Origin of the sequence: Listeria aquatica, from assembly GCF_014223975.1 — a bacterium.
GTDB classification, from domain to species: Bacteria; Bacillota; Bacilli; order Lactobacillales; family Listeriaceae; genus Listeria; species Listeria aquatica.
Genome location: NZ_JAARRM010000002.1, coordinates 318,691 through 333,750, shown reverse-complemented (window position 1 = coordinate 333,750; position 15,060 = coordinate 318,691). Strand labels below are relative to the sequence as shown.

The window sequence follows — 15,060 nt, the reverse complement described above, 5'->3', positions numbered from 1 at the left end:
ATAATCACTCCCCGTCCTGATCGGCACCAAGTGTTGCCAGTACATCCAGAATTTCTTGGTAGAAAGCTTTACGTTCGCCCGTTCGTTTGAGTTCTTTGTAAAGTATGCCGTCTTGGATGAAAAGGATGCGCTCACAGTAGCTTGCGCTTTGAGGATCATGCGTTACCATCAAAATCGAAACGTCTTGTTCGCGGTTTAGTTCTGTCATCGCTTCAAGTAAGCCTTGCGCGTTTTTGGAATCAAGTGCTCCGGTTGGTTCGTCGCCAAGAATGATGGCTGGTTCGTGGACGAGTGCACGAGCGGCCGCTGTTCGTTGTTTTTGCCCGCCAGAAACCTCAGCAGGAAACTTCATTAAAATATCTTGAATACCAAGTTGTTTGGCGACTGTTTCTACGCGTTCTTTGATTTTTTTCGCTTTCACATCTTGCAGGGAAAGCGGCAAAGCGATGTTTTCATAGAGAGTTAAATTTTCGAGTAAGTTAAAGTCTTGGAAGATGAAACCAAGTGAATTTGCCCGAAAGTCAGCGAGTTCATTGTTTTTCATTTGTGTAATATCGCGACCTGCAATGCTAATTTCGCCATTTGTTGGGCGATCTAGCGTTGATAGGACGTTTAAGAGAGTCGTTTTCCCAGAACCGGAAGGACCCATAATACCAATAAATTCACCTTCCGCCATCGAGAAAGAAATATCTTTTAATGCAATAGATTGATTTTCATTTTTCTTACCATAAATTTTTTCTACATGTTCAACTTTTACAACTTGATTTGTCAAATTTAAAACCTCCTTAGTTTTACTCTATGTACTATCTTAAAGGAATTTCTGAAACTAATCCTGCGAATTAAGTGACAAAAAATAGTGATGAAGCTTACATTTTTGTCATTTGATAAAATATTTTATGATTGTTAAAGCTTGAAAAGCTGGGGCTTGTGCGATTGTATCAATCAGTGAGTAAAAGATAATCAGTCTAGAGACTGATTTTTAAACTTTATCCAATTAAAGCTTGAAAATCATTTTAAATTCGAGTAGAATAGGTGTTCGTCTGATTTTTTTCGAAATGGGAGGGAAACAATGAAAATATTACTACAGCATTTGAAGAAGTATCGTGTCGAGACTATTTTTTCAACAATCTTTGTTGCAATCATGGTTATTTCTCAACTGTGGCAACCAAAATTACTGCAGCAAGTTTTGGATGCCATTGTGAAGGACAAGATGGATGAGATTTCGTCGATCGGGATTTTGCTGATCGTAATCGCGGTGATTGGTTTAGTAGCCGGAATTTTAAATACGATTTTATCAGCCAAAATTGCGCAGGGGGTAGGCGCAGACATTCGCGAAAGCAGTTTCCGCAAAGTCCAAACCTTTTCATTTAGCAACATTGAACGGTTTAGCACCGGGAACCTCGTCGTGCGACAAACGAATGACATTACACAAGTGCAAAACCTTGTGATGTTGTCACTTCAATCTTTAACAAGGATTCCGATCATGTTTATCGGAAGTTTTATACTTGCGATGGTGACGCTACCAGCACTTTGGTGGGTAATCATCCTTCTTGTTGTGCTTGTCGTTTTAATTGTCATGCTGACGTTTGGTGCAATGGGAAAACACTTCGCAAAAATTCAAACTTTCCTTGATAAAGTGAATGCAATCGCGAAAGAAAACCTTGCCGGAATGCGAGTAGTCAAAAGTTTTGTTCAAGAAGATAATGAAATTAATCGTTTTACTGAAACCAGTGATAAATTAACAGCACATACAATTCGCGTGGGCGTCTTGTTTTCTGTAATGATTCCAGCTTTCATGTTTGTTTCAAATCTTGCGATTGTCGTTTCTATTTATTTTGTAGGCGATATGGTGAAGGATGATCCAACTGTGATTGGTGCTGTGGCTTCGTTTATGAACTACTTGATGCAGATCATGATGGCGATCATTATTGGTGGAATGCTCACGATGATGGCTTCACGTGCCTTTGTTTCACTTGGACGGATTAGTGAAGTTTTAAATACAGATGCGGATATCACCTATGATCCAAATGCGAAAGAAGAAGATTTGGATGGTAGTGTGGAATTCAAAGATGTAAGTTTTCGCTACGAAGGGGATGACGAGAATGCATTATCTCACATTTCCTTTAAAGCCGATCCAGGTGAGACAGTCGGGATCGTCGGTGCAACAGGATCTGGGAAGTCGACGCTTGCCCAGCTTATTCCGCGACTTTATGATCCGCAAGAAGGAGAAGTTTTGATCGGCGGAGAGAATCTGAAGAAGGTCAACAAGAAAACGCTTCGTCAAACAGTTTCTCTTGTTTTACAACGAGCTGTCCTTTTCTCCGGAACAATTTCGGATAATTTGCGTCACGGGAAGCAAAATGCTTCTGAAACAGAAATGGAAAATGCCACGACGATTGCGCAGGCGAAAGAGTTTATTGAACGACAAGATAAACGTTATGAAGCGATTGTTGAAGAGCGAGGAAACAACTATTCTGGCGGTCAGAAGCAACGACTTTCGATTTCGCGTGGTGTAATTGGAACACCGAAAATTTTGATTCTTGATGATTCGACGAGTGCGCTCGATGCCAAATCTGAAAAGTTAGTCAAAGAGGCGCTCGCAAATGAATTAAATGACACGACCACCTTTATTATCGCGCAAAAGATTTCTTCTGTTATTCAAGCAGACAAAATCCTTGTTCTTGATAAAGGAAAGCTCGTTTCAGTTGGAAGCCATCATGAACTGCTTCAAACAAGCTCGGTTTACCAAGAAATCTATGAAACACAAAAAGGGAAGGATGTGTTCGAAAATGAGTGAGTTTAGACAAATCACGAAGTTCTTCTGGCACTACCTTCGCGCCTATAAACTTCAACTATCTGTGATTATTCTTGCGATTGTCGGGGCTACTTTCTTACAAGTAAAAGCACCACAATATGTCGGGAAAGCGGTACAGGAATTAGCGGATTATGCAGTGAAACTTATAACAACTGGTGTGGATGACAAATCCGATTTTCACCATATTCTGCTTATGTTGCTTTTATTCTATGTTTTAACGTCTGTTGCGATGTTTATCCAAAATATCATCATGGCGGGTGTTTCAGGGAAAGCAACGAACCGGATGCGGATTGGACTTTTCAAGAAAATGGAAAAACTATCGATTCGCTTCTTTGATAGCCACAATGATGGCGAGATGTTGAGTCGCTTTACGAGTGACATGGATAACATTTCGAACACGCTCAACCAAGCGCTTGTTCAAGTGCTTTCGAATTTGGCGCTCATGATCGGGGTTATCATCATGATGTTCACGCAAAATGTAGAACTTGCTTTTGTTACACTGATCGCGGCACCATTTGCGGTGATTATCGCAGGGATCATCATTCGGAAAGCGCGCCGATATGTGGACTTGCAACAAGATAGCTTAGGTCGCTTAAATGCCTATATTGATGAAAAAATCTCTGGCCAAAAAGTGGTCATCACAAATGGTCTTGAAGAAGAAACCATTAGCGGTTTCTTAAAACACAATGAAATCGTTAAAAATGCAACGTATAAAGGTCAAGTTTATTCTGGCTTGTTGTTCCCGGTGATGCAGGGGATTTCGCTTGTTAATACGGCGATTGTTATTTTCTTCGGTGGTTATCTTGCTTTAAATGGAAGTCTTGACCGGACGGTAGCACTTGGCCTCATCGTGATGTTCGTTCAGTATTCGCAACAATTTTATATGCCACTTACACAGATTTCTTCGCAGTACAGCATGCTTCAACTGGCAATTACTGGTGCGCGTCGTGTGAGTGAAGTCTTTAAAGAACAAGATGAAGTGGAACGTCCAAATGTTCAAACGATTGATGGCGTTCATAAAAAAGTAGAATTGAATCATGTGAAATTTGGTTACACACCAGATAAACCAGTTCTAAAAGATGTGACGATCGGTCTTGAAAAAGGTCAGATGGTTGCGGTGGTTGGACCAACAGGTTCTGGGAAGACAACGATCATGAACTTGCTGAATCGTTTCTACAATGTTGATAGTGGTGAGATTCTTTTTGATGGAAAAGATATCCGGGACATTGAACTGCATTCACTCAGGAAACAGGTGGGAATAGTCTTACAAGATTCTGTGCTCTTTTCTGGAACTATCCACGATAATATTGCGTTTGGGAAACCGGATGCAACGCGTGAAGAAGTTATCGCAGCTGCGGAACAAGCGCATATTCATGAGTTTATTATGTCGCTTGATAAAGGCTATGATACAGAAATTAGCGATGAGAATAGTATTTTCAGTGTCGGACAGAAACAATTGATCAGTATTGCAAGGACGATTTTAACCAATCCAAGCCTGCTTATTCTAGATGAAGCAACAAGTAATGTGGATACAGTTACGGAAAGTAAGATTCAAACGGCGATGGATAATGTGATTTCAGGACGAACAAGTTTTGTTATCGCGCACCGTTTGAAGACGATTTTAGGTGCTGATCATATTGTTGTACTTCGAAATGGTGAAGTGATTGAGGAAGGAACGCATGAATCACTTCTTAAACAACAAGGTTTCTATGCAGAACTTTATCACAATCAATTTGTACTAGAATAAACCTGAAACACAGCTTTTTCTTTGAAGAAGCTGTGTTTTTTTCATATGATAAAAGAAAAAGTTGTTTAAAGGAGAAAAGGAATGAAAAAGCATTTACTTGTTATACTAGGTGTCTGCCTTTTGATTTTATCAGCCTGCGGGCAAAAGCAACAAATGAAAGATCCTTATGTAATATACACGGGAATGATCAGTCAAAATGGAACAAGTGATGCTAAAAGTATCTTTGTGGATCAACTTGAGTCAGAAGAAGGGAAGGTAATTAAAGGTCCAATTGAACTAGCTTCGATTAGTAAAATCACCAATCAGAAGGATGAGCGACCGGTAAATGTGGCGGATCTAGTAGCTGGTGATAAAGTGGAAGTCTATTTAAAAAGCGGTTCCTCGTTTCAAGACGCAACACCTAAAAAAGTTCGTTATCAGGATATCCTAAAAATTATTAAAGAATAAAAAACGTTTTTAGTTGCAAAAGATAACAAAAAAAAGGTGAAATAATGCGCATTTTTGTTTATGAATTTGTACAATCTGTGAACTTTTGGAAAAATAGGTTTGAAAATTTTATTTTAGCGTAAAATAATGAGTAAGAAAGGGGTTACATTTAGGAGGTATAAACAATGCAAAACAGAAGGGATGGTCTTAAAGCAACAGCAGAAGATTTTAAACAGTTAGAGCAATTATTCATAGAGATGCAGGATTTGCTAGTTATGAAAGAGGAAAAAAATAGCTTTGAGGTATTGGTGGAAATTGAACAACTCTTGGAAAATTATCGGTTACGACAATCTTTTTCAAGCCAAGAAATGGAAACGCATTACGCTGCGAAACTTGAAAGTTTGTCGTGAGAGAACAAAATATGGGGAAGACAGTTAAAAGGATTTGAACTTGACGTTCAAATCCTTTTTTAGTTAGTTATAAAATCAATTTAGATTTAATGTTTTGCATTTTTTCTTTTAAAAATCATGCCAAAAGCACCAAGTACAAGTAGGCTTCCAAGTAAAATAAGAATCGGATTTGTTGTATCTCCTGTTGTTGGAAGTTCTTCTTTAGCAACCTTTGTTTGGGCGTTTTCGCCTGTTTGTTGTGGAGTAGTTGTTAATGAAGTCGAGTATGAATTAGGATTTTGTACAGGTTTTACAGTTTGGTTCGTAGGGTTTTGGGGAGTATTTTCATTATTTGTAGAAGGTTTTTCTCCATTACTATTCCGAGAATTGTTTCCATCCTCGTTACCAGAGTTATTTCCGTCTCCATTACCAGAGTTATTTCCATCGTTATTTTCAGAAGAATTTTTTTCGTAAACATAGCTGACTGTTTGTGCAGTTTCCGAAAAAGTTCCAGTCGCATTTTCAGGTGTTTCTGTCAGGGTATAGCCATCAATAGGTTTAGCTTCAGTTGTGTAGTCCTCACCGATGTTCCCAGAAAGGGTTTCAGAAGGAGCAAGTTCATTTCCGTCAGAATCTACAAATTTAACAGTAATATCTTTTGCTACAGGGCTCTCTTTTTCGTAAACATAGCTGACTGTTTGTGCAGTATCTGAAAAAGTTCCAGTTGCATTTTCAGGTGTTTTTGTTAGGGTATAGCCATCAATAGTTTTAGCCTCTGTTGTGTAGTCGTCGCCGATATTCCCAGAAAGGGTTTCAGAAGGAGCAAGTTCATTTCCTTCTGTGTCTACGTAGCGGACATTAATGTTTTCAGCAGGCACTTGTTTTTCTGTTTTTTTATAATAAAGTGTAACGATGGGCATACTTTCTCCGGGATAGACAGCAGGCAAAGTATCAGGAATCTCAGGACTTGCTTTTACGAAATCATAACTTCCCCCTGTCCCAACTGTCCCATCTGGCCATTCATGACCTTCATCCATTGCAACATAATGTTTTTGAAATGTAAAATCAACTGGATCGTTAGGCAATCCAGAAGCAAATTCAAATGCTTTAGGACCCTGTTCTTGTTGAGTAGGATCAAAAGGGTTGTGTACATAAATATTTCCATTCGTATCAATATCTCGATATAAAAACATGATTCTGTTAGTAGCAATAGTGGTGTAGTTATAAGTGACAGTTTGTGGTTCTGAAGTGAATGTGCCGGAAGCGTTACTTGGTGCAGTATGAACAAACCAAGAGCCACTACTGTCAAGTTTTTGAGTTGTATAAGAGTCACCAATTTCTCCTGTAAGTGTTTCTGACTTAAATACAGTTCCGTTATACACGTGGTTTACTGTTACTGGTGCTGCAGTTGTTTCTGCGGATACCTGTCCGTTTGTTGATACTGTTGTTTCAGTTTTATTAACTCCTGCTGCATTTACTTGTAAAGGAAATTGTACAATTAAAGCGGTTGCTAGCGTTAATAAACCCAATCGGTTAAAATTCATCTTTTTATTCCTCGTTTCATCTTTTTTTAAGCTAGTTGAAGATTAGCTGTTTTATTCAATATTTTTAATTCGCTATTGAGTCAAAATTACATACTTTTTAATCCCCTTTACTAGAATTTAAGTTTTTGATACGGGATACTCATAAACCCATATATATCAACTAATTTATAAATTAGTGATTGGAATTTAAGTGTCTTTAAGAAAAAAAGATTGGTGAATAAAAAACTGGTTGTTTTCTATTTTTATGCTTTCTCTTTTTTGAAGCTTTTTGATTTCTAACTGGAGAGTTTTTCTTGAAACTTGACAGTAATTCGCTAAATCTGTTCGCGTTATAAATTTAGGAAGGAATAACCATTCGGGCATAAATAGAACAGGTTTGATAATATTTGCTTTGGCTAATGTTATTAAGCTATCTTGAATTTTATAAAAAGGACTTTCATGTTTTTTGGAAAATTCAGTGATCATTTTCGCAGATATTTCTGCATTTGAAGTGAGTAGCCATTCAATAAAAGATGGCTTCTCTTTTATTAATAGATGAAAATCCTTTTGACTTAATAGAATTACTCTAATAGAAGTATCACTGATAAGAGCATATTTAGTTGCATGACCATATAAGAAATGTTCCAAATTTAAAAGGTATTGGGCATTCAAATAAGTGATAATTTTCTTGTTATTGGAGATGGTTTCAAGATGCATCGTTCCTGATATTAAAAATAGTATTTTATTGTTAGGAAATTGGAAAGAAGTCCTAGGTGGGAAAACTTCAACGGTGGCGCTTAAACCGCATAATTCTAGCCATTGTAAGAGTTTTTTTTGCATCTTTATGTCCAACTCCATTCTATAGATAATGCTCTAGAAGGCCGGAATTTTTAAGGCTCTTAAATTCATTATTAAAAGTTGACCGTGAAACTTGACAATAAGAAGTGAGCATTTGTTTTGAAAATAAGCTGAAAATTTTTTTCTTAGGAAGAAGTTGATCTTCTTTTTTTAAGATTTGATGGAGGTGTTCGATATTAGTCATGATCCCCCGCTTATTATTCAGTTTTGTCATTTCATAAGAAATCTTATGGAAGTTTTTGCTTAATTTCTCTAGAAGCCACTCCATATATTTAGGTTCTATCGTTCCGTAGTTAAGAAAATATTCTTGGTTAAAAAAGATAATTTCAACTGGAGTATCTGCGACAATACGCCAATTGATATGTTCTAAATTAAAATAGTTTGGATAGATAACTTCTTCAGACTGAAAAAAAGTAAGGATGTGAAAAGTTCCTTTGATTTCAATTTCAAGGTGTAAGATGCCATCTTGAATGAATAGAATATTGTCTAACAATTGCAGAGTTGGAATGTTTTCTTTTTTGATGAAAAAGTCCCGTTGCACCCAGTTTTCTTTTAATTTGTGTTGATTGAGTTGCGATAGCATATCTTTCTCTAGAACATTCATTTTTTTCATCCTTTCTATGTGTTTAAAGAGATGTGCTTAAACAGTTTTCTATGGGAGCATCTTGGTTAGATTGGTTTTTTAAGAACTGTAGCAAGTCGTGTCCTTTTTCGTTAAGGAAATAACGTTTTGCACCTTTTGGAATATTTTTTCTTCTCGAGATAAAATCGTGCATCTCTAGCCAGTAGAGACCTAAAAAGAGGATGTCTCTTGGCAATAGTTCTCTATATTCCTGATGAATCTCTAATCCCATAAATGAGAAGTTGTGATCTTCAACTAGTTCTAAGATTTGTAAAATAATTTTTGTTGTTAATTTATCATTCAATGATCATTTCCTCCAATTTTATTCAACTGAATGGGAACAAATTATTTGTGTTTGAATGGTTAGAAAGGCAACGAATCCCTGATTTATTTGTAAATTATAGCAGAACAAAAGACTATACATATGTGTAATTTATACATATAAAAAACTTTATTGTGACAAATTTTTGAAAGACAAAGACTTATGAAAATGTAAAATTTTTAATGAAACTCACCGAAGAGATTTAGTTAATATACCAGAGAATCTTATTTGCCTATGAAATAATTTATACAAGAAATATCGAAGGAGGTCTTGGTGATGAAAAAAGTTGACCTATTAAAAATGATTCGTGATTTAGATGAAAATAAAGTGAGTAAATCAGATGTGAAATTTGAAAGTATAAAACAAAATGAAGTGCTTGATGTGGAAAAATTAACCCATCACTTGTTAATTATTGAATCAGGGACACTACATCTGGAAAATAAGAATTTCCAAATTCTACACTTTTTCTCAAAAGAAAATGTGATTCATCAATCTCCCTTTGAATTAGGTTTACAAGATAAACTCCGACTTGTAACAGATACTCCTGTTAAAATTATTTTAATTAATCGCGAATATTTCTTGAATTTTGCAGCGAATAAGATGAGTTATATGGAATGGCTTCTAGAGGCGATAATGAAGAATTCTTCGGGATTATGTTTCGAATTAATGAAATACGATCTACCAACGGAATCACGAATTACTTATACAATGCAAAAATTATGTGATAAAGATGACGTGACTGTGAATAACAGAGGATTTCGGGAAATGCCCAGCTATATGAATAAGATGAAATTGGCAAAATATGGAGGGGTTTCTCGCAAAAATTTAGATTTAAAGTTGGAAATTCTAAAAGAAAAAAAACATGTAGAGATTGAAGAAGGTCACTTTTTAATTAGTCAGATGTCATAGAAATAAGCAGAGCTCTTTAGAAAGGGGTTCCGCTTATTTCTATTTTTCACTATATTCATGGTAAGATAAGGCTAATTAATCACAGAGGAGTTTTGTTCATGCGGCTAGATAAACTATTGGCAAATATGGGGATTGGAACGCGTAAAGAGGTAAAGGGGATATTAAAAAAAGGCAATGTCTGGGTGAATGGAAAGCAAGTTAAAGATGGTGGGTTACAGGTAACTCCTGAATCGGATGAAGTTGTAGTAAATGGGAATATGGTTCAATTTTCTGAGTTCTCGTACTGGATGTTAAACAAACCACAAGGAGTTGTTAGTGCAACGGAAGATAAGGTTGACCGGACGGTAATGGATCTCTTTAAACCGGAGGATAGGCGTAAAGGGCTTTTTCCTGTGGGACGACTTGACAAAGATACGGAAGGATTACTTTTGATAACGAATGACGGTGCGCTTTCGCATCAGTTGTTATCCCCAAAGAAACATGTTGATAAGGTATATTTTGTAAAAGTAACAGGTGAACTCACGAAGGAAGATCAAATCGCTTTTGAAAACGGAGTTGTTTTTCTTGATGGGTACAAAGCGCTTCCAGCAAAACTAGAGATTCTTGCTGCTGGTGAGGCACTTGTGACGATTCGTGAGGGAAAATTTCATCAGGTGAAAAAGATGTTTGAGGCATGTGGAAAAAAAGTGACCTATTTAAAACGGGAAAAGATGGCGAGTTTGGAACTTGATGAATCCTTGCCCCTTGGTGCATATCGGCCGCTTACAAAGCAGGAACTTGACCTGCTATTTGCGAGTCAAATTTAAAATGAAATAGAGCTGTTCAGACATATAGTGAGGTGAAAACTGGAAGTCTGTTTCTGCCCAGTAGACTATCATCCCAAAGATTGCATGAGCTTGGTAACTTGCGAGCAGTTCGAGATTGGCATTTCCAGTTGGATAATGGGAATGAAGTGCATCTCTTAAGGCTAACTCTTTGATGACCTCACAAATTTAATTTTGAAAGCCTGGACTGATTTTGGCGTGGATGACTTGACGATAAAAATCACGGTTTTTATAGACGTGTTCAAAAATTTTAATCATTTCTGGGCGAAGTCGGCTGAGTGAGAAATCCGTTTCTTTTTGGTAAGGGTCATCATAAGCGGTGCGCAAATCTTGGAGGACAAAGTGAATCAATTCATCAAGTAAATCTTGTATTTCTTGGTAGTGTCTGTAAAAAGTTGAACGATTTACATCAGCTTTACGAACAAGGTCGGATACGGTGATTTGTGCAGGAGTTTTGTTTTCAAGTAGTTGAAGAAAAGCGGTATGAAAAGCTTTTTTGGTTTTTTGTGTACGGCGATCTGACATGGATTTTAGCTCCTTTCAAGAGGATATGCTACATATACCATAAAAAGTGTTGCTTATGCAACACTTTATCACTGTTTTACTGATTGAATCCGTTTACAAGTAGGAATATACTTAGATTAGGAGTGAGATGAGTCTCGCGACAAAAGCAATCAAGGGGGAATAAATAATGGATAAATTGGTGGGTAAAGTAGCAGTCGTAACTGGTGCGGCTTCTGGAATGGGGAAACAAATTTCCATCTTATATGCCAAGGAAGGCGCAAAAGTTATTGTTGCGGATTTAAATTTAGAAGCTGCAGAAAAGACAGTTGAGGAAATAAAGGCTGCTGGCGGTGAAGGAAGAGCCATTGTGGCAAATGTGATGAAACAAGAAGATGTAGAAAATATGATCGATCAGGCGATAGAAGTTTATGGGGGACTAGACATTCTGGTTAATAATGCAGGAATCATGGATAATTTTGTTCCGGTTGCCGAATTGACAGACGAGCTTTGGGACCGAGTGCTTGCGATTAATACAACAGGTGTCATGCGAGCGATTCGAAAAGCCGTTCCTATTTTTGAAAAAGCAGGCGGTGGCGTAATTGTGAATATTGCTTCAGCGGGTGGACTTTACGGTTCTCGTGCAGGTGCGGCATATACAGCATCGAAACATGCAGTTGTAGGACTGACGAAAAATGTAGGATTCCAATATGCAACAAAAAATATTCGATGTAATGCAATTGCGCCGGGAGCGGTCAATACAAATATTGGGAATACCATCACTACACCAAGTGAATTCGGTCAAGCTCGGGCAATGACTGGAATGGGAGTGAGTCCACGGACGGGCGAGCCGGAAGAGATTGCTAAAGTTGCCCTGTTTCTTGCCTCTGATGATGCGAGCTTTGTTAATGGGGTAGTTGTTCAAGTAGATGGTGGCTGGACAGCTTACTAAAGCATATGATATGAAAAAAAGAGGGGCGAGATTTTTCGCCCCTCTTTTTTATATTATTTTTTTAGATCTTCAATCGAATTTATGTTTTTCATATAGGTAGGAACGGCTAGACCAACACGCGCTCCTTTTAAGTTCACACCTAGATTTTCGACATCTTTTTTGTAATCCTTGTAGTAAACACCAGATGTGTTTGGCAACCAAGCAGCGACCATACCATCAGCTGCACCAGTTGCAATGGATGCCCACATAGGCTGGATTTCCATGGCTTGAATCGTTGGTTTGTAGCCAATATCACTTAGCACTTCTGCTACAACGTTTGTCGAAGCAATTTCAGAGTCCCAAGCCACATAGGTTAACTTGATTTTATCACCATTTACCTTTTTAACACCATCTGTCCATTTTTTGACTTTATCTGGATTGTCTTTGATCCATTTTCGAGCTGCTTTTTTCGGGTCAGTTCCATCGTTAACTTGCAACATCACATCAGACATTTCTTCGGCTGTCCAGTTAAAGCGGTCTAATACTGTATAAGCAGAAGGCATATCCTTTTTCAGCCCTTTACGGACCATTGTATTGATATTTTCAGCGTCCCCATAAACATTTTTAGGATCCTTCAAGAATTTCAAGTCAAATTTTGTGAACATCCAGTGAGGTGTCCAGCCAGTTACGACGATTGGACGTTTGTCTTTAATAGCTTTTTCAAGTGTTGAAGTCATTGCTGCTGTCGAACTTGTCTGAAGCTGCCAATTATAATCATCGAGCTTGTAGTCCTTAATGGCATTTTGAGTGGACAGCATAATACCAGCACCAGCATCAATTCCAGTAATTGTATAATTGATTTGTTCGCCAAGTGGTTTATCTGGATCGTACTCAGCAAGCTCCGTTCCACAAGCGGATAAGATGAGGAAAAGAGCACTAAGCAAGGCTAAAATTGAAAGCTTTTTGCGCATCTTACTTCCTCCTTAATTTTCCGTTGTATTCTTTTTGTTAAAGCTTTGCGTCAAGCGGTCGAGGATGATCGCGACGATAACAATTGCAATTCCGGCTACGAAACCGCCACCAGCATCATTACGTCCTACAGCGAAGTAAACACGTGTTCCTAGACCCATTGCACCGATCATCGAAGCAATAACGACCATCGATAGAGCAAGCATGATACTTTGGTTAATTCCAGCCATCATGGTCGACTTCGCCATCGGAAGCTCTACTTTAATCAATTTTTGCCAACCAGTTGAACCGAACGAATCCGCTGCTTCGACGAGTTCAGTCGAAACTTGACGAATACCGAGGTTCGTCATCCGCACAGTTGGCGGCATTGCGAAAATAACAGAAGCGACAACCCCTGGAACCATTCCAATTCCAAAGAAGGCAACTGCCGGAATCAAGTAAACGAAAGCCGGCATCGTTTGCATGAAGTCAAGGATAGGTTTAAAGATGGCCTCTACAACATTGCTTTTGGACATCCAAATCCCAAGTGGTACCCCAATAACAAGTGCAATTAAACTACTTGTTAAAACGAGAGTAAGTGTTTGGGTCATATCGCGCCAAAAGTCGAGGTTCCAGATGAGCAGCAGCCCAACTAATTCGAAAATAAGCAAACCCCATTTTTGTTTCTTGCGATTAATCCAAAAAGTAAGAGCGAGGATTAAAAGAATAAATAGCCATGGTGGCAAGAGGTCGAACACCCACTGAAAGGCATCTACAACTCCACCGATAATATTTGTAATTACATTAAAGAAACCTTCAAATTTTGTTAAGCTATCGACGAGCTTATCAATCCAATCCGCAAGCGGAAGACTTGGAATATTAGGCATCTTGGTTCACCTCATTTCCCGAAAGTGCCGCGAGAACAGAGCCACGAACGATAATTCCACGAAGCTTACCATCCTCAGTAACAGCTATTGGAATCGAAGTCGTTGAAACCTGATCCATGAGTTCAACAAGTGGGGTATCCGGGCTTGTTGTTGGCACATCCGTTTTAATCACAGAATCCAGTGATTTCACTTGTTCTTTAACGAGTCTAGATACATCTGATGCGTGGGCAATCCCGACAAGTTCCCGTCCTTTTTTCACGACGAAAATACTGGAAGTCCCCGCTTCACGCATCCGCTGTAAAGCAACACGTGGGCCATCTTTTTCAAAGTTGATGATTTCTGGACGAATCATCACGTTACTTGCTGTATAAACTTTCGAGCGATCCACATCTTCAATGAATTTTTCCACGTATTCATTAGCTGGGTGCGCTAGAATGTCTTCCGGTGTCCCTGTTTGAACGACAGAGCCATCGCGCATGATCATGATGTGATCTCCAATTCGAAGGGCTTCATCTAGGTCATGGGTAATGAAAATAATCGTTTTTTGCATTTTGTCTTGCAAATCAAGCAATTGATCTTGCATATCTTTTCGGTTTAATGGGTCAAGCGCAGAAAAGGCTTCATCCATTAATAGAATATCTGGATTATTAGCAAGTGCACGGGCAAGCCCAACACGTTGCTGCATTCCTCCAGAAAGTTGTGAAGGATATTGTTCCCCGTAACCTGCAAGTCCAACTAAATCAAGGGCATCTGAGGCTTTCTTTTCTCGTTCTGTTTTTGGCATTTTTTGTACTTCAAGCCCGTATTCTACGTTGCTTAAAATGGAGCGGTTTGGAAACAACCCGAAGCTTTGAAAAACCATACTCATGCTTTTTCGACGGACTTCGCGTAATTCTTTCTTATCAAGTTTAGAAAGTTCGCGACCATCTAACCAAATTTCACCACTCGTTGGCTCAATTAGCCGGTTTAAAAGCCGTACAAGTGTGGATTTCCCACTTCCAGAAAGCCCCATAATTACGAAAATCTCGCCTTCTTCGACTGCAAAAGAAGCTTGGTTAACCCCAATGGTTGCGCCTGTTTCTTTTAGAATCTCTGTTTTAGATTTTCCTTGAGACAATAATGAAGAAGCTTTGGAAATTTTCTTGCCGAAAATTTTTGTCAAATTCTTAACTTCTATTTTACTCAAAATGATTCTCCTTTCTCACGTCCCATCGCTTCATTTCAAAACTTAAAAATAAAGCGAACATCCTCCATTGTATCGAAGTTTTGGGGATAATTCACCCGATACACTCAAAAATGTAGAATTTATAACTTTTAATTATGGCTCTCAGCCGCATGAGCTTAAGGGTTACCATAAT

At 38.3% G+C, this 15,060-nt stretch carries 15 protein-coding genes and 1 pseudogene; 7 read left to right on the top strand and 9 right to left on the bottom strand.

The features are described from left to right. Nucleotides 1-4 precede the first annotated feature (4 nt). Nucleotides 5-772 (bottom strand): ABC transporter ATP-binding protein, encoded by a 768-nt coding sequence (locus HB912_RS07515; protein ID WP_185373445.1) that lies wholly within the window; start codon nt 770-772, stop codon nt 5-7. Between the two features lie 297 nt (nt 773-1,069). Here HB912_RS07515 and HB912_RS07510 point away from each other — a divergent pair, with 297 nt between their 5' ends. The 4 genes from HB912_RS07510 (at nt 1,070) to HB912_RS07495 (ending at nt 5,398) form a co-directional block, all read left to right on the top strand. Next, complete coding sequence (locus HB912_RS07510) at nt 1,070-2,797, top strand: ABC transporter ATP-binding protein (RefSeq protein WP_185373443.1); 1,728 nt, start codon at nt 1,070-1,072, stop codon at nt 2,795-2,797. Then, nucleotides 2,790-4,562, top strand: a complete 1,773-nt coding sequence (locus HB912_RS07505; RefSeq protein WP_185373441.1) for an ABC transporter ATP-binding protein — start codon at nt 2,790-2,792, stop codon at nt 4,560-4,562. The genes HB912_RS07510 and HB912_RS07505 overlap by 8 nt, the downstream gene beginning before the upstream one ends. An 81-nt stretch (nt 4,563-4,643) precedes the next feature. Continuing rightward, nucleotides 4,644-5,009 carry a hypothetical protein gene (locus HB912_RS07500; protein ID WP_185373439.1) on the top strand — a complete coding sequence of 122 codons (366 nt, stop codon included), beginning with the start codon at nt 4,644-4,646 and terminating at the stop codon, nt 5,007-5,009. A 164-nt stretch (nt 5,010-5,173) separates the two neighbouring features. Continuing rightward, nucleotides 5,174-5,398 carry a hypothetical protein gene (locus HB912_RS07495; protein WP_036070327.1) on the top strand — a complete coding sequence of 75 codons (225 nt, stop codon included), beginning with the start codon at nt 5,174-5,176 and terminating at the stop codon, nt 5,396-5,398. A gap of 86 nt (nt 5,399-5,484) precedes the next feature. On the opposite strand, the gene HB912_RS07490 is transcribed toward HB912_RS07495, so the two are convergent. From HB912_RS07490 to HB912_RS07475, 4 genes are all read right to left on the bottom strand, one after another. Continuing rightward, complete coding sequence (locus tag HB912_RS07490) at nt 5,485-6,921, bottom strand: MucBP domain-containing protein (RefSeq protein WP_185373437.1); 1,437 nt, start codon at nt 6,919-6,921, stop codon at nt 5,485-5,487. A 186-nt stretch (nt 6,922-7,107) separates the two neighbouring features. Further along, nucleotides 7,108-7,740, bottom strand: coding sequence for a Crp/Fnr family transcriptional regulator (locus HB912_RS07485; protein WP_185373435.1), 633 nt, complete (start codon nt 7,738-7,740; stop codon nt 7,108-7,110). 19 nt (nt 7,741-7,759) lie between these two features. Beyond that, nucleotides 7,760-8,362: a cyclic nucleotide-binding domain-containing protein gene (locus tag HB912_RS07480; protein ID WP_185373433.1), complete on the bottom strand. Its 603-nt coding sequence runs from the start codon at nt 8,360-8,362 to the stop codon at nt 7,760-7,762. A gap of 22 nt (nt 8,363-8,384) precedes the next feature. Beyond that, on the bottom strand, nt 8,385-8,684 hold the full coding sequence (locus HB912_RS07475; protein WP_185373431.1) for a DUF3116 family protein: 300 nt from the start codon (nt 8,682-8,684) through the stop codon (nt 8,385-8,387). Nucleotides 8,685-8,978: 294 nt separating this feature from the next. Between HB912_RS07475 and HB912_RS07470 the strand changes: the two genes are divergently transcribed. Together HB912_RS07470 and HB912_RS07465 are read left to right on the top strand one after the other, a co-directional pair. After that, nucleotides 8,979-9,611: a cyclic nucleotide-binding domain-containing protein gene (locus tag HB912_RS07470; protein ID WP_185373429.1), complete on the top strand. Its 633-nt coding sequence runs from the start codon at nt 8,979-8,981 to the stop codon at nt 9,609-9,611. A gap of 98 nt (nt 9,612-9,709) precedes the next feature. Beyond that, nucleotides 9,710-10,417, top strand: coding sequence for a pseudouridine synthase (locus HB912_RS07465; RefSeq protein WP_185373427.1), 708 nt, complete (start codon nt 9,710-9,712; stop codon nt 10,415-10,417). On the opposite strand, the pseudogene HB912_RS07460 reads toward HB912_RS07465, so the two are convergent. Further along, nucleotides 10,397-10,960, bottom strand: a pseudogene (locus tag HB912_RS07460) (TetR/AcrR family transcriptional regulator). The gene HB912_RS07465 and the pseudogene HB912_RS07460 overlap by 21 nt on opposite strands. A gap of 166 nt (nt 10,961-11,126) precedes the next feature. Here HB912_RS07460 and HB912_RS07455 point away from each other — a divergent pair. Next, complete coding sequence (locus HB912_RS07455) at nt 11,127-11,888, top strand: SDR family oxidoreductase (RefSeq protein WP_185373426.1); 762 nt, start codon at nt 11,127-11,129, stop codon at nt 11,886-11,888. 53 nt (nt 11,889-11,941) lie between these two features. Here the strand turns inward: HB912_RS07455 and HB912_RS07450 are convergent, their stop codons facing one another. Genes HB912_RS07450 through HB912_RS07440 form a run of 3 tightly spaced genes read right to left on the bottom strand, consistent with a single transcriptional unit; the run spans nt 11,942 to nt 14,888 of the window. After that, nucleotides 11,942-12,838 (bottom strand): glycine betaine ABC transporter substrate-binding protein, encoded by an 897-nt coding sequence (locus HB912_RS07450; RefSeq protein ID WP_185373425.1) that lies wholly within the window; start codon nt 12,836-12,838, stop codon nt 11,942-11,944. A gap of 12 nt (nt 12,839-12,850) precedes the next feature. Next, nucleotides 12,851-13,702, bottom strand: coding sequence for an ABC transporter permease (locus HB912_RS07445; protein WP_036070331.1), 852 nt, complete (start codon nt 13,700-13,702; stop codon nt 12,851-12,853). Beyond that, nucleotides 13,695-14,888, bottom strand: coding sequence for a quaternary amine ABC transporter ATP-binding protein (locus HB912_RS07440; protein ID WP_185373424.1), 1,194 nt, complete (start codon nt 14,886-14,888; stop codon nt 13,695-13,697). Before HB912_RS07440 ends, HB912_RS07445 begins: the two co-directional genes overlap by 8 nt. Nucleotides 14,889-15,060 lie beyond the last annotated feature (172 nt).